Annotated in this window: 13 protein-coding genes; 8 read left to right on the top strand and 5 right to left on the bottom strand. The window is 62.0% G+C overall.

Annotated elements, in window-relative coordinates; all coding sequences use genetic code 11:
* The first annotated feature begins 35 nt into the window (after positions 1–35).
* The 6 genes from ltrA to REH59_RS21785 all read left to right on the top strand — a co-directional run bounded on the left by ltrA (position 36) and on the right by REH59_RS21785 (position 7,224).
* A complete protein-coding gene (ltrA, locus tag REH59_RS21810) occupies positions 36–1,457 on the top strand; it encodes a group II intron reverse transcriptase/maturase (protein WP_265536532.1) in 1,422 nt (473 codons plus the stop codon).
* Between the two features lie 175 nt (positions 1,458–1,632).
* Complete coding sequence (locus REH59_RS21805; protein WP_014861130.1) at positions 1,633–2,118, top strand: hypothetical protein; 486 nt, start codon at positions 1,633–1,635, stop codon at positions 2,116–2,118.
* Positions 2,119–2,186: 68 nt separating this feature from the next.
* On the top strand, positions 2,187–2,678 hold the full coding sequence (locus tag REH59_RS21800; RefSeq protein ID WP_014861131.1) for a CS1 type fimbrial major subunit: 492 nt from the start codon (positions 2,187–2,189) through the stop codon (positions 2,676–2,678).
* Between the two features lie 74 nt (positions 2,679–2,752).
* Entirely contained in the window at positions 2,753–5,221 is a 2,469-nt protein-coding gene (locus REH59_RS21795) for a TcfC E-set like domain-containing protein (protein ID WP_014861132.1), read from the top strand.
* Between the two features lie 54 nt (positions 5,222–5,275).
* A complete protein-coding gene (locus REH59_RS21790) occupies positions 5,276–6,049 on the top strand; it encodes a hypothetical protein (RefSeq protein ID WP_014861133.1) in 774 nt (257 codons plus the stop codon).
* An 11-nt stretch (positions 6,050–6,060) separates the two neighbouring features.
* Complete coding sequence (locus REH59_RS21785; RefSeq protein ID WP_014861134.1) at positions 6,061–7,224, top strand: hypothetical protein; 1,164 nt, start codon at positions 6,061–6,063, stop codon at positions 7,222–7,224.
* Between the two features lie 73 nt (positions 7,225–7,297).
* Here the strand turns inward: REH59_RS21785 and REH59_RS21780 are convergent, their stop codons facing one another.
* The gene (locus REH59_RS21780) at positions 7,298–7,450 is read right to left on the bottom strand and encodes a DUF3309 family protein (protein WP_003252624.1); all 153 of its coding nucleotides are present in this window, start codon (positions 7,448–7,450) and stop codon (positions 7,298–7,300) included.
* A 206-nt stretch (positions 7,451–7,656) separates the two neighbouring features.
* Between REH59_RS21780 and REH59_RS21775 the strand changes: the two genes are divergently transcribed.
* Both REH59_RS21775 and csrA read left to right on the top strand, forming a co-directional pair.
* Positions 7,657–8,466 (top strand): SDR family oxidoreductase, encoded by an 810-nt coding sequence (locus tag REH59_RS21775; protein WP_014861135.1) that lies wholly within the window; start codon positions 7,657–7,659, stop codon positions 8,464–8,466.
* Positions 8,467–8,586: 120 nt separating this feature from the next.
* Positions 8,587–8,766, top strand: coding sequence for a carbon storage regulator CsrA (gene csrA / locus REH59_RS21770; RefSeq protein WP_004575804.1), 180 nt, complete (start codon positions 8,587–8,589; stop codon positions 8,764–8,766).
* A 14-nt stretch (positions 8,767–8,780) separates the two neighbouring features.
* Here csrA and REH59_RS21765 read toward each other — a convergent pair whose 3' ends face one another.
* The 4 genes from REH59_RS21765 to REH59_RS21750 all read right to left on the bottom strand — a co-directional run bounded on the left by REH59_RS21765 (position 8,781) and on the right by REH59_RS21750 (position 13,983).
* Positions 8,781–9,008, bottom strand: a complete 228-nt coding sequence (locus REH59_RS21765) for a YheU family protein (RefSeq protein ID WP_004575803.1) — start codon at positions 9,006–9,008, stop codon at positions 8,781–8,783.
* 83 nt (positions 9,009–9,091) lie between these two features.
* Positions 9,092–10,276 (bottom strand): osmoprotectant NAGGN system M42 family peptidase, encoded by a 1,185-nt coding sequence (locus REH59_RS21760; RefSeq protein WP_003252630.1) that lies wholly within the window; start codon positions 10,274–10,276, stop codon positions 9,092–9,094.
* 170 nt (positions 10,277–10,446) lie between these two features.
* The gene (gene ngg / locus REH59_RS21755; RefSeq protein WP_003252632.1) at positions 10,447–12,192 is read right to left on the bottom strand and encodes an N-acetylglutaminylglutamine synthetase; all 1,746 of its coding nucleotides are present in this window, start codon (positions 12,190–12,192) and stop codon (positions 10,447–10,449) included.
* 3 nt (positions 12,193–12,195) lie between these two features.
* Entirely contained in the window at positions 12,196–13,983 is a 1,788-nt protein-coding gene (locus REH59_RS21750; protein ID WP_014859983.1) for an N-acetylglutaminylglutamine amidotransferase, read from the bottom strand.
* Positions 13,984–14,111 lie beyond the last annotated feature (128 nt).

The following is a 14,111-nucleotide window of genomic DNA, read 5'->3' as shown; positions in this document are numbered from 1 at the left end:
GGCGGTTAACCGCGCCACCAAGGGCCGAACAGGTTATGCCGCTAGTAGGCGTCACTGTCTCGTTGGTAGCCGTAATGCAGAAATTTCCTTCAACGGAATCTGTCACTCCGAATCCCGGCCAGAAGCCGAGGGTGATGCCTGACAGTGCAAAGGTGCCGGCGGCGTCAGCGACGTGGACGAACGCGGAGCTGGACACGCTGATGGAGCGGGTGCTTGCACCGGCCAACCTCAGGCGTGCGTATCAACGCGTGGTTAGCAACAAGGGGGCTCCGGGTGCTGATGGCATGACGGTCGCTGACTTGGCGGGCTACGTGAGACAGTATTGGCCAACCCTCAAGGCCAGGTTACTGGCCGGTGAATACCAGCCCCAAGCAGTGCGAGCGGTTGAAATTCCCAAGCCGCAGGGCGGCACACGGCAACTGGGAATCCCCAGCGTCGTGGATCGCCTGATCCAGCAAGCACTGCAGCAGCAGCTCACACCTATCTTCGACCCACTGTTCTCGGACTACAGCTATGGTTTTCGTCCGGGCAGAAGTACGCATCAAGCCATCGAGATGGCTCGTGCTCATGTGACAGCGGGACACCGCTGGTGCGTGGAACTCGATCTGGAGAAGTTTTTCGATCGGGTCAATCACGACATCCTCATGGCCTGCATCGAACGTCGGATCAAAGACAAGTGCGTACTCAGGCTTATCCGCCGCTACCTTGAAGCCGGGATCATGTCGGGCGGTGTCGTCAGCCCACGGCAGGAGGGGACGCCGCAAGGCGGCCCGCTTTCGCCGTTGCTGTCGAATATCCTGCTCGACGAACTCGACCGCGAGCTGGAGCGACGGGGCCATCGCTTCGTACGTTATGCCGATGATGCGAACATCTATGTACGCAGTCCTCGAGCTGGCGAACGGGTACTGGCCAGTGTCGAACGCTTCCTGAATCAACGTTTGAAACTGACGGTGAATCAGAAGAAGAGTCGAGTCGCGAGAGCCTGGAAGTGTGACTACTTGGGCTATGGGATGAGCTGGCATCAGCAGCCAAGGCTGCGGGTGGCAACGACGAGCCTGGGTCGCCTGCGCGACCGGCTCGCAGAGCTGCTACGCGGTGCACGGGGTCGCAAGATGACGAATACCATCGAGCGGATAAACCCTGTCCTGCGAGGCTGGGCGGGTTACTTCAAGCTTAGCCAGAGCAAACGGCCACTTGAGGAACTGGATGGCTGGATCAGGCACAAACTCCGCTGTGCCATCTGGCGCCAATGGAAGCAGCCCTCTACGAGGGCGCGCAACCTGATGCGTCTGGGCTTAAGCGAAGAGCGTGCCTGTAAATCGGTCTGTAACGGCCGAGGCCCGTGGTGGAACTCGGGGGCGCCACATATGAATCAGGCGCTGCCGAAGAAGCTATGGGATCGACTCGGACTGGTCTCGATACTGGATACGATCAACCGGCTTAGCCGCATAGCTTGAACCGCCGTGTACGGAACCGTACGCACGGTGGTGTGAGAGGACGGCGGGTGTGAGCCCGCCTCCTACTCGATTTATGCAGTCAGAAACAGCCTACATACAGAGTGAGGCTCTGCCCATAAAGTTCCCTCGTGTCGTAAGTGCATCTATAGATGCCGGCACATTTGGGGAATATTCAATGAAGTTACGCTGTTTAATCACCTTCGCTCTCCTTGGCGTGGCGGGCGCTGCAGGGGCAAAGGAAATACCGCAGGACATCAGTGTCCAGGCTGTCGTGTCGGCACCTGAATTTCAGGTGAACTCGGTTGGCAATTGGTGGGAAGACGTACTTCAGGCTGAATATGACCCGGACCGGGGCGTCTTCAAGCAAATCGAAAAAGAGGTGTTTGTAAAAAGCACCTACGGCCCGATTTACGCGAAAACAGACCGTTCGGAGTATCGGTTCACACGGGTGGGCGGTGCGGTAGCGCCCCGTCGATACCACATCATGTTGAATCGCAAAAAAATGGGCACGGCGCCGGTTGAAATCATCAGTGCTGCTGAAGCTGCTCAGGGAAAAAACATTCAATTCAGGTTCTATCCGATGGCGGAATCGTCGTCGACTCGCATGCCTGGTACTTACACTACGCAAGCCACCTTGATGTTTGAAACAGGGGCGCCCTGATTCGCAATTTCATTCGGGTGCCCCAGGGTGCCCGCTATTTGATGTGCAACCGTTAAAGGAAGTTTGATGTGAAATCCTATGTATTGGCTGTCCCGTTCCTTGCATTGTTTGCCGGTGCCGCTGTCGCGTCCGCCCCTGAGCCGATCACCCAGAATATTTCAGTAACGGCGATCATTCCCGGGAATGATTTTTCAGTGGCCCCCGTAGGGGACTGGCTGGAGAAAGGCGTGACGCTTGAATATGAGCCGGAGCGCGAAGACTTCAAGGCGGTCAGTGAAAAGTTCTCGGCACAGAGTGATGTCGGCGCTATTCAGGCCCACCTGCTGCACACAGCATCGCTGCAAGACCCACAAACCGACCAGAAGATTGATCTTATCATCACTGTCGGGGATAAAAAGTTGGAGTTGACGCCCGCGGAGGTCATGAGCGCGGAAGATGCTAAAGCTGGCAATGATCTTCCCATTACGTTTAAGGCCATAAAGCCCGACAATGGTTATCTGAAGGGTGAGTATGCCGGGACAGTGAGCGTGTTGTTTGAAACTTCCTCCACCAGCCTTTGATTGAAGCAGTGCCGCCTGCCTCAACTTACTGGATGTTTACCAGTGTAGGGGCAGGTGTTGAAGTGGATTGAATCATGTTCCAGTTTGCTGCACCCGGCCGCGCACTCGCTGTCTGGCTGCTGGGTGCTGCCTGCCTTATGCCGCTCGAAGTGTTGGCCGAGCGCGCGTCCAGTGCCATTGACCTGAATACATTCGGGCGTTTGCCAGAAGACTTCGAGGCGCACTTTTTCGATGTGCCGCTTGCCGTGCGAGTGGAGCTTGATCAACGCTACCTCGGTGATGCCATGGTGGTATTGAGCCGTGATAACCGTGTGCAGTTGCTGGCGTTTACCGACACTGAGCAGAGCGCAGAGCCGGCCACACTCAGGCAGTTATGGCAACAGCGCCTGGAAGGCGGGCGCATGCTGGGCGACTGCCTGCAAAACTGCCCGGACGGGTTGCAGGCTATCCATTACAGCCTGGCCAATTCCCAGTTGTCATTGCTGACGTCCAATGCCGAGAAGCGGGAGCAGGACGCGCTCTTTCACCGCCTCCCGGAGCAGAGTGACGCTGGGTTGCTGCTGCGTAACCAGCTCAACCTGGTCAATGATGGCAACCAGACCACGGGCAGAATCGGCCTGCTCGGTCAGGGCAACCTGCATAACTGGACGACGCTTGCCGATGCACGCGTGGATCGTAGCCCATCTGAGCAAGGCGATATGCGTTACCGCATGAACCAGCTTTACGCGGAGAGCCTGCAGGAAGCGCATTTCTTTCGGCTGGGTTACTTCTCCACTGGCGCACAAGGCCTGGTGCGCCAGCCAGCGCTACTCGGGCGCCGCCCTGATAGCACGCTTGGCTTGATGCTGGGCAGCAGTGACAGCCTGCTGGTCGACAATGGCCAAGCCAGCGCCATCCCGGTCTACGTCACGCCGAACCGCCCGGGTATCGTCGAAATCTATCGCAATGGTTCGCTGATCAACAGTCAGCCGGTACAGCCCGGTTTGCAGGCGATCGACACGCGGGTATTGCCCGGCGGCATCTATGATGTGGAGCTGCGTTTGCTCGAAGACGGCCTGGAGACCTCGCGCAGCGAAGTGTCCATCTACAAGCCCAGCCGGTGGCAGAACATGGATAACCGCTGGCGCTACAACCTGTACGTGGGCCAGCAGGTCGAGCTGCTGAGCAACTCGGATGGCGAACGTGAACAGAGCCCGGTGTTCGGTGCCCTTTCCAACTACCTGATGCATCCTGCTGCGGTGCTGGGGTTGTCAATGCAACAGGTCGATGCTGACCTGCAGTTGGGTACTTCGCTGGACTGGGACGTGCATGAACGGTTCAAGCTTTACGCCAGCCTCAATCAGACCCAGGGCCTGGGCAACGGCGGCGATCTGCAGTTGACCTACACCCACCCATGGGGCTCGTTGTTGCTGAGCCACAACCAGACCTGGCTGGAGCCTGGCAGTAGCGGTCGCGACGATACTTCCCAGCGCCAGGTGCGCAGCCGCACCGCCTTTTCGATCAACCAGCGGGTAACCGCGCGCAGTTCAGCGACGCTGCGCCTGGAACACAGTGCGGGCTCGGCAAGCGGCCTGGGGGCCGACCTGAGCTGGGCGTTCTACGGGAAACTGCGGGGGCATCAGAGCAGTGTTCGCCTGTCACTTTTCGACAGGCCTGGAACGCGCAGCAGCGCCGGTGTCCGTAGCCGCGGCGTCAACGTTGCTGTAAGCATGAAGCTTGAGCGCGATGGCAGGCAGCTTGGGGTCGATGTGGGTAGCCGCGCCTCGCGTGAGGGGGGCAATGACCCCTACGCTTCGCTGTGGTATCGGCAGAACGTCGACCTGGGCCCCGTGCACAGCCTGGGGGGCAGTGCGACGCTCGACAGCTATGGCACCAGCCTGGCGGCCAATGGGCGGTTCCACAGCCAGGCGCTGCAGGGCGATGCCTATGCCCAGAGTTCCTCTTTCAACAATAACCTCAGCGGTGGCCTCAACCTGGAAAGCACCCTGGCGCTGGGCGCCGGGAAGCTGGCCATGGGCGGCAGCAACCTGCCGCTCGAAGCCGGCTTGATCATCGATGTCGAAAGCGATCTGCACGGTGTAAAGCTGCGCGCCAACGATGGCCAGGGCATGAGTGCAGTGCTGCACCCCGGGCGCAATATCGTGCCGGTGACGGCGTTCAAGTCTGGCCATGTGCGCTTCGACTTCGACACGAAGGACGTGCCGCCAGCTCAGATCCAACCCCTCGCTGTGGACTATCACCTCAACCGCGGTGGGGTGGGGTACCACTCAGTGAAGGTCATGCGAACGGTCACCGTGTTTGGTCGGCTGCTCGACGGGCAAGGCCAGCCACTGCACGGCGCGCATGTGGTCAATGACGCCGGGCGCACGGTTGTCGAGGTGGATGGCTATTTCAACGTCGAAATGAGTGAGTCACGGCCCACCCTGGAAATTCGCCATGGCACGGCAGGCAACTGCCTTCTGACATTAACGCCGGACAACTTTGATCGCGAGGATGACCTGCTGATCGTGGGTGATCAGCGGTGTGTGCCCAGTGTGGGCTGAGCCGGCTTTCGGCATGACGCTGTAGAGGGCCCGATTCCCGGGTCGATGGATTGGATGTTGAGTAAACAGAGGTTGAAGATGCACAGGTTCACATTTCACTTGTCACCCTTGTTGTTCGTTGCGCTGATGCTGCCGTGGTTTGCCCAGGCCGGGCCACAGCTGGATGTCGGCGCGCTCTATGACTACCTCGAGCCAGGCAAGGGCACCTATGCCAAACGCATCTACAACCGGGGGGACAGTACTGCGTTCGTCAAGGTCAGCGTGCTGGAGCTGGTCTACGACGGCCAGGCCGAACCCCGTGAGGTGGAAGTCGATGAGCTGCCCTTCGATCAGCGCAGCGTTGTTGCCAGCCCAGCGCGGATGATCATCCCGGCACGCGGCATGCAAGCCGTGCGGTTGCTGTATCGCGGTGAACGGAACCAGGAGCGTTACTACCGGCTGCGCTTCGTCCCGGTGGTGCCGGAACAGGATGACAGCTTCGCACTGGATGAAACGGAGCTTGACGCTTACCGCAAAGAACTCAGTGCCGGTGTGCAGTTTCTGGCCGGCTACGGCACCATTTTGATTATCAAACCTGCTGCCACGCGGTATCAGACCTCGATCGAGCGAGCCGGTGGGAAATGGACCGTGCGCAACGAGGGCAATGCGACAGTGCTGCTCGACAACGTCCAGGTCTGTGTGCTGAACGAGGACGAGTGTGAGCCTCCGGCCAAGCACCATCTTCGTCCTGGACGTACGCGCGAGTTCGTCGAGAAGCCCGGTGTCGAATACCGCTTCGAACAGGTGGAAGGCGATGCACGCAAAGCCATGAACTTCAAGGCAGAGTGAGAGGTAGGGGCATGTTTCGCAAGTGTGCAATGCTGGTACTGCTGTCTGGCGTGCTCGGCTCATCGTGGGCGCAGGCGGCCGACATTACGCTCAAGCTGCGTTACCGCGGCGAGACCCGGCAATTTGAAAACCTGACACCCCGGTCATCCCCTGTCTGTACTCAGTTGCCGCAGCTTTGTGGCGATCCGCTGCAGGATCTGCTGGATGTGGGGGTCGAATACTCGAAAACAGTCGATGGCGAAGGCACCGATGGCCTCTACCTCTCGGCCCCTGTCCAGCCAACTGCGCTACTGATGGTCCGTGACAAGACCGGCGAGCAAGTCAGCATGGACTTTGCCATTACCCACCTGGGCGGTGCGGTAACTTCGGACGATGGGGCACCTACGCTTGCGGCGCGCACTGGCCTGGACTCGAGTGGTTGCCAGGTTGCGTTGGCGAGCGCGGCCCATCGCCTGTTTCTGTGGTCGCCAGCCAGCAACGGGTGCTGGGCCAACCTCAACGCGGCGAATGCGAGCACTTACCATGTGAGTCACCTTACGCTGGGCTACAGGCTGAAGACGCCTTTGCCAGCGAGCTTGAAGTCGGGCGTGTACCGAGGGCGCGTGGTCTATTCGATAGGCCCCGACAGGGATATTGGCCTGGGTTCGAGCCGAACGGTCGCCGGGCTCACGGCCGATTCAGTGGCGATCAACGTCGAACTGGAGGTGGTGCATGACCTTGAGGTGCGTTTTGAGCCGGGTTCCGAGCAGGTGGTACTGGTGCCGCAGCAGGCGCACGGGCATGGGAACCGCGGGCGGGGTGTGGCAGAGAAACTGGAAAAAGACGTGGGTTTCAGCCTGACTGCCAGTGGGCCATTCAACGTCTGGGCGCAGTGCAGCACCGGGCTGGATAGCACGTGCAATCTACGGTCGGCCAAGGGCCATGGCATACCGCTGTACCTGGCCATGACCTTGCCAGGGGTTTCCTACAATGGCCGTTCGCTCTATCGGCAGGCAATGTCCTTTGGCGGAGCTGAGAACGCCATGAGCCTGGAAGTCCCGCCAGAGGGTGTGACCGGCAGCCAAGGGCAATTGCATTTTCATGTATACCCTCGCGGCCACACCCAGAAACAGGACATGTTGCCTGGTATCGAGTATCAGGCCGTCGTGACAATGGTGTTTGATGCGAACCTGTAGAATGGCAACCGGGTGGTGTGACCCGCTTGCCATTCACCTCACGTGACTGTTTGAAGTGGCTATCCGCAGCGCGTCATATCATCCCAAGCAACAGTAATACCAACAGAATCACCAACACCACGCCGATTATGCCGGAAGGGCCATAGCCCCAGCTGCGCGAGTGGGGGAAGACCGGTAAGCCACCGATCAGCAGCAGAATCAGGATGATGATAAGGATCGTGGTCATGTCAAAGTCCTTGCGTGATTAGGGGGCAAGAGCCTGAGAATGCTGGCCTCTCGATAATTCGGACCGGTGCGGGTTGGTAAAGATTCCATCCCCGTGCAGCCGTCTACCCAATCATGCCCGCCCATTCACTGCCCTGATGAATCCTCCCGGATGGCGACGCCTTGATTAGACTCACCGGACTCCCTGTCAAAACAAGGCCTGCGACCATGCAAAAACGCATCATGATCACCGGCGCCGGGTCTGGCCTCGGCCGCGAGATCGCCCTGCGCTGGGCCCGTGAGGGCTGGCGCCTGGCATTGGCCGATGTCAACGAAACCGGCCTGCGCGAAACGCTGGAGCAGGTTCGCCAGGCCGGTGGCGACGGCTTCGTCCAGCGCTGCGATGTGCGCGACTATAGCCAGCTGACGGCCCTGGCCCAGGCCTGCGAAGAGAAGTTCGGTGGGGTCGATGTGATCGTCAACAACGCCGGCGTCGCTTCGGGCGGGTTCTTCGCCGAACTGACGCTGGAAGACTGGGACTGGCAGATCGCGGTCAACCTGATGGGCGTGGTCAAGGGCTGCAAGGCCTTCCTGCCGCTGCTGGAGCGCAGCAAGGGGCGCATTATCAACGTCGCCTCGATGGCCGCACTGATGCAGGGCCCGGGCATGAGCAACTACAACGTGGCCAAGGCCGGTGTGCTGGCCTTGTCGGAAAGCCTGCTGGTGGAGTTGCGTCAGGTAGAGGTGGCAGTGCACGTGGTGTGCCCGTCGTTCTTCCAGACCAACCTGCTGGACTCGTTCCGCGGGCCGAACCCGGCGATGAAGGCGCAGGTGGGCAAGCTGCTCGAAGGTTCGCCGATCAGTGCGGCGGACATTGCCGACTATATCCATCAGCAGGTCGCTGCAGGCGAGTTCCTCATCCTGCCGCATGAGGCAGGGCGCCAGGCCTGGCAACTGAAACGCCAGGCCCCTGAGCGGCTGTATGACGAGATGGCCGAAATGGCGGTGAAAATGCGAGCAAAAGCCCCGTCGCGATGATTGGTCTGTAGGAGAAGTTACTCAAAAGTGTAAGAGGCTTCTGAATCGCAGTGGAACTATTGAGTAGCTGAATGCCTACGGGGCAGGCTCCGGTTTTCCCTTTCGCAGGAGGATCGGAACATGCTGGTAATAGGGCGCGAAGTAGGGGAGGTCATCGTGATTGGCGATGACATCCGGATCATGGTGGTAGAGACCCGGGACGGCGTGGTGCGCTTTGGTGTGGCTGCTCCGCGTGAGGTGCCGGTGCATCGAGCCGAAGTTTACAAGCGCATCAAGGCGTCCAAGCAGAGCAAGGCCTGAAGAGGCCTGACCTGCTATTCGAGCAGCTCGCGGGGCACATCATGCTTGGCCAGCAACTGGCATTGCTGGCTTTCCAGGTCGAACAGGATGAAAGCCTGGCCTTTGGCCAGTGCCTGACGTACCCGCAGCACGCGGGTTTCCAGCGGGGTGTCGTCGCCGTTGTCAGTGCCGTCGCGGGTGACGAAGTCCTCGATCAGGCGGGTCAGGGTTTCGGCTTGCAATTGGTCGTAGGGGATCAGCATGGTCGGGCGGTGTCTGAAATAGGTATGGGCATGCTACGCGAAACAGTCGAGGTGTTGGGGCCGCTTTGCAGCCCCAAGGGCGTTTAGCCTTTGTTTCCGACCAGGCTGTCCACCGCCGGTACCCGTGTGTCGCTCTCCATCTGCGCATCATGCTCCAGCTGGTGGCTGAAGCGCTCGAGCGATGCATTGGCCGGCTGCGAATCACTGGCAAACACAGGCGGGCTCAGCAGGTACGCCGACAACAACCGGCTCAGCGCCGCCAGGCTGTCGATATGCGTGCGTTCGTAACCATGGGTGGCATCGCAACCGAACGCCACCAGCGCGGTACGAATATCGTGCCCGGCAGTCACCGCCGAATGGGCATCGCTGAAGTAGTAGCGGAACAGGTCGCGCCGCACCGGCAAGTCATGGTCGCCGGCCAGTTTCAGCAGGTGTCGGGACAGGTGGTAGTCGTAAGGCCCCGACGAGTCCTGCATGGCCACACTGACCGCATGCTCGCTGGAAGCTTGCCCAGGCGCCACCGGGGCGATGTCGATGCCGACGAACTCGCTGACGTCCCAGGGCAGGGCGCCGGCTGCGCCCGAGCCGGTTTCCTCGGTGATGGTGAACAGCGGGTGGCAGTCGATGAGCGGCTGGCGACCGCTTTCCACCACGGCCTTCAATGCCGCCAGCAATGCGGCTACGCCAGCCTTGTCGTCCAGGTGACGGGCGCTGATGTGGCCGCTTTCGGTGAACTCGGGCAATGGGTCGAAGGCCACGAAGTCACCAATGCTGATACCCAGTGCCTCACAGTCGGCGCGTGTGGCGCAGTAGGCATCCAGACGCACTTCCACATGCTCCCAGCTCACCGGCATCTGATCGATGGCGGTATTGAAGGCATGCCCGCTGGCCATCAGCGGCAGCACGCTGCCACGGAATACGCCGGTGTCGGTGAATACGCTGACCCGGCTACCTTCGGCAAAGCGGCTGGACCAGCAGCCGACGGGCGCCAAGGCCAGGCGGCCATTGTCCTGCAATTGGCGCACGCTGGCGCCGATGGTATCCAGGTGGGCAGAGACGGCGCGGTCGGGCGAGGTCTGCCGGCCCTTCAGCGTGGCGCGGATGGTGCCGCGGCGCGTCAGCTCGAAGGGGATGCCCAACTCATCCAGGCGCTCGGCCACGTAGCGCACGATGGTGTCGGTGAAGCCGGTGGGGCTGGGGATGGCGAGCATTTCCAGCAGCACGCGTTTGAGGTAGTCGAGATCGGGTTCGGGGAGTCGTTCGGACATGTCCAGGCCTCCGGTCGGGTTAAAATTTCGCAGTCCTTGTGGGAGCGGCCTTGTGTCGCGAAAGGGCCGCAAAGCGGCCCCGGCAATATCGGCAGCGAAGCTGAGATCCTAGGGGCGCTTCGCACCCCATTCGCGACACAAGGCCGCTCCCACAAAAAGCCGAGCAGTTGTCAGGCCAACGGCCGGCTATGGGGAAACAGCAGGTCGATAAAGCGCTCGGCCGTGGGCTGCGGTTCATGGTTGGCCAGGCCAGCACGTTCGTTGGCCTCGATGATCACGTACTCCGGCTGCCCGGCATCGCGCACCATGAAGTCCAGCCCAACCACCGGAATTTCCAGTGCCCGTGCCGCACGCACGGCAGCATCGGCCAGCACCGGGTGCAGGCGTTCGGTGACGTCTTCCAGGGTGCCGCCGGTGTGCAGGTTGGCCGTACGCCGCACGGCCAGACGCTGGCCGGCCGGCAACACGTCGTCATAGCCAACGCCCGCTGCGCGCAAGGTGCGCTCGGTTTCGTCGTCCAGCGGAATGCGGCTTTCGCCACCGGTGGCAGCCTGGCGGCGACGGCTCTGGGCTTCGATCAACTGGCGCACGCTGTGCTTACCGTCGCCCAGCACCTGCGCCGGGTGGCGGATGGCGGCGGCCACCACCTCGTAGCCGATCACCACGATGCGCAGGTCGAACCCGGCATGGAAGCTTTCCAGCAGCACGCGGCTGTCGAACTGGCGGGCGTGTGCCACGGCGCGGGTGATGTCGTCGATGCAGGTCAGGTTTACCGCCACGCCTTGGCCTTGCTCGCCATCGACCGGCTTGACCACCACCGCGCCATGCTCTTCGAGAAACGCCAGGTTGTCATCGGCATTGCCCGCCAGCTGTTGCGCGGGCACCTGCAGCCCGGCGTTGTGCAGGGCGTGCTGGGTCAGGCGTTTGTCCTGGCACAGGGTCATGGTCACGGCACTGGTCAGGTCGCTGAGCGATTCCCGGCAGCGAATGCGCCGCCCGCCCAGGCTCAGGGTGAACAGGCCGCCAGCGGCGTCGTCCACCTGCACTTCGATGCCTCGGCGCAGGGCCTCGTCGACGATGATGCGTGCGTAGGGGTTGAGGTCGGCTTGCGGGCCAGGCCCGAGGAACAGCTGCTCGTTGATACCGTTCTTGCGCTTGACTGCGAAGGTGGGCAGGTTGCGAAAACCCAGTTTCTGGTAAAGGCGCTTGGCCTGGCGGTTGTCGTGCAGCACCGACAGGTCCAGGTAGGCCAGGCCACGGCTCATGAAATGTTCGATCAGGTGGCGCACCAGCACTTCACCCACGCCGGGGCGGGTGCAGTGTGGGTCCACCGCCAGGCACCACAGGCTGCTGCCATGCTCGGGGTCATCGAACGCCTTGGTGTGGTTCAGGCCCATGACGCTGCCGATAATCGCGCCGCTGTCTTCGTCCTCTGCCAGCCAATACACCGGGCCACCCAAGTGCCGGGGGGTAAGCAGCTCGGCGTCGACGGGGAGCATCCCGCGCGCCTGGTACAGCGTGTTGATCGCCTGCCAGTCGGCGGGGTTCTGTGCCCGGCGCACGCGGAAGCCGCGAAATACCCGCTGCGCCGGGCGGTAGTCGGTGAACCACAGGCGCAGGGTGTCGGACGGGTCGAGGAACAGCTGCTGGGGGGCCTGGGCCAGCACCTGCTGCGGTGCGGCCACGTACAGGGCGATGTCGCGTTCGCCCGGGTGCTCGTCGAGCAGATCCTCGGCCAGGGAAGCCGGGTCGGGGTAGGTGTGGCCTATCAACAGCCGGCCCCAGCCGCAGTGCACGGCACGCGGTTGGTCGTGGGGCTGGCTGCCGTCGCCGGCCAGGCGCGCCTGCAGGCGCTCGTAGGACGGCGCCTGGCCGCGCAGCAGGCGCTGACCATAAGCGATTTCATGGGCTTTCATCGGTCAGATTCCTTGTTCGCTCAGCCACAGGTTCAGCGCCGCCAGTTGCCACAGCTTGGAGCCGCGCAATGGCGTCAGCTGGCCGTGTGGGTTGCTCAGCAGGCGGTCGAGCATGGCCGGGTTGAACAACCCTCGGTCCTGGCTGGGGTCGGTCAACAGTTCGCGTACCCAGCCCAAGGTGGCACCTTCCAGATGCTTCAGGCCCGGTACCGGGAAGTAACCCTTCTTGCGGTCGATCACCTCATGCGGGATCACCCGTCGCGCTGCCTGCTTGAGCACCTGCTTGCCGCCGTCGGGCAGCTTGAAGCGTGCGGGAATGCGTGCCGACAGTTCCACCAGGCGGTAATCGAGGAACGGCGTCCGCGCCTCCAGGCCCCAGGCCATGGTCATGTTGTCCACCCGCTTGACCGGGTCGTCGACCAGCATCACGGTGCTGTCCAGGCGCAGGGCCTTGTCCACGGCAGCCGGTGCGCCGGGGCGCGCGAAGTGTTCGCGCACGAAGTCGCCGGCAGCGTCGGTTTCCAGCAGCCAGGGGGCCTGCACGGTGTCGCGGTATTCGGCGTGGCTGCGGTCGAAGAAGGCGTCACGGTAGGCCGCATAGGCATCGTCGGCGCCGTCCACCTGCGGGTACCAGTGGTAACCGGCGAACAGCTCATCGGCACCCTGGCCGCTCTGTACGCCTTTGCAGTGTTTGGCCACTTCCCGCGACAGCAGGTAGAAGGCGATGCAGTCGTGGCTGACCATCGGCTCGCTCATGGCGCGGAAGGCGGCCGGCAGTTGGTCGATGATTTCGTGTTCGGCAATGCGCAACTGGTGGTGACGGGTGCCGTAGTGTTTGGCGATCAGGTCCGAATAATGGAACTCGTCTCCGCGCTCGCCGCCGGCATCTTCAAAGCCGATGGAGAAGGTCGACAGGTCGTCAACGCCCACTTCGCGCAGCAAGCCGACCAGCAGGCTGGAATCGACGCCGCCCGACAGCAACACACCCACATCGACGGCTGCCCGCTGGCGGATGGCTACGGCGTCGCGGGTGGCGTCGAGTACGCGGGTGGTCCAGCCTTCCAGATCAAGTTCACGCTCGTCCGGGTTGGGGCCGTACTTCAGCTGCCACCAGGTCTGGCGTTCCACTTCGCCATGGCGGTCGATGCGCATCCAGGTGCCGGGCTCCAGCTTCTGCACGTTGGCCAGCAGGGTGCGCGGTGCCGGTACCACGGCGTGGAAGTTCAGGTAGTGGTTGAGGGCCACCGGGTCGAGCATCGGGTCGATGTCGCCGCCCTTGAGCAGTGCCGGCAGGGTCGAGGCAAAGCGCAGGCGCTCGCCGTTGCGCGACAGGTACAGGGGTTTGACGCCCAGGCGGTCGCGGGCCAGGAACAGGCGCTGGTTGTCGCGCTCCCAGATGGCCAGGGCAAACATGCCGTTGAGCTTGGGCAGCAGCGCCGCGCCCCAGGCGTGGTAGCCCTTGAGCAGCACCTCGGTGTCGCCATCGGACCAGAACTGGTAACCCAGGTCTTGCAGTTCCTGGCGCAGCTCGGGGAAGTTGTAGATGGCGCCGTTGAAGGCCAGCGACAGGCCTAGGGTGTTGTCGACCATCGGCTGCGCCGAGCCGTCGGACAGGTCCATGATCTTCAACCGCCGGTGGCCAAGGGCAATCGGCCCCTGGCTATGGAAGCCCCAGGCATCCGGGCCACGCGGGGCCAGGTGATGGGTAATGCGCTCTACCGCAGCCAGGTCGGCTGGGCGAGGGGCTTGGTCGATGGGGGTGAAACGTAACTCTCCTGCTAATCCGCACATAAGTCCTTACCGGTTTTTCCGTTGGGGAGGTGATGCCCCGGATTAGGGCACCTTAAGGAACTGACCTATGTGCTTTTCGAGAGTTTTAGAATGTTTGGTTATATGACGCCGGGCAGGCAACCCGATGC

It is taken from the genome of Pseudomonas sp. BO3-4, assembly GCF_034044115.1.
Classification (GTDB): Bacteria; Pseudomonadota; Gammaproteobacteria; order Pseudomonadales; family Pseudomonadaceae; genus Aquipseudomonas; species Aquipseudomonas alloputida.
This window is presented reverse-complemented; position numbering and strand designations above follow the sequence as displayed.

What these genes read in the sequence shown, in the direction of transcription:
- ltrA (WP_265536532.1), top strand. Translation starts at nt 36, where the DNA reads ATGCCGCTAGTAGGCGTCACTGTCTCGTTGGTAGCCGTAATGCAGAAA.
- REH59_RS21805 (WP_014861130.1), top strand. Translation starts at nt 1,633, where the DNA reads ATGAAGTTACGCTGTTTAATCACCTTCGCTCTCCTTGGCGTGGCGGGC.
- REH59_RS21795 (WP_014861132.1), top strand. Translation starts at nt 2,753, where the DNA reads ATGTTCCAGTTTGCTGCACCCGGCCGCGCACTCGCTGTCTGGCTGCTG.
- REH59_RS21790 (WP_014861133.1), top strand. Translation starts at nt 5,276, where the DNA reads ATGTTGAGTAAACAGAGGTTGAAGATGCACAGGTTCACATTTCACTTG.
- REH59_RS21785 (WP_014861134.1), top strand. Translation starts at nt 6,061, where the DNA reads ATGTTTCGCAAGTGTGCAATGCTGGTACTGCTGTCTGGCGTGCTCGGC.
- REH59_RS21780 (WP_003252624.1), bottom strand. Translation starts at nt 7,450, where the DNA reads ATGACCACGATCCTTATCATCATCCTGATTCTGCTGCTGATCGGTGGC.
- REH59_RS21775 (WP_014861135.1), top strand. Translation starts at nt 7,657, where the DNA reads ATGCAAAAACGCATCATGATCACCGGCGCCGGGTCTGGCCTCGGCCGC.
- csrA (WP_004575804.1), top strand. Translation starts at nt 8,587, where the DNA reads ATGCTGGTAATAGGGCGCGAAGTAGGGGAGGTCATCGTGATTGGCGAT.
- REH59_RS21765 (WP_004575803.1), bottom strand. Translation starts at nt 9,008, where the DNA reads ATGCTGATCCCCTACGACCAATTGCAAGCCGAAACCCTGACCCGCCTG.
- REH59_RS21760 (WP_003252630.1), bottom strand. Translation starts at nt 10,276, where the DNA reads ATGTCCGAACGACTCCCCGAACCCGATCTCGACTACCTCAAACGCGTG.
- ngg (WP_003252632.1), bottom strand. Translation starts at nt 12,192, where the DNA reads ATGAAAGCCCATGAAATCGCTTATGGTCAGCGCCTGCTGCGCGGCCAG.
- REH59_RS21750 (WP_014859983.1), bottom strand. Translation starts at nt 13,983, where the DNA reads ATGTGCGGATTAGCAGGAGAGTTACGTTTCACCCCCATCGACCAAGCC.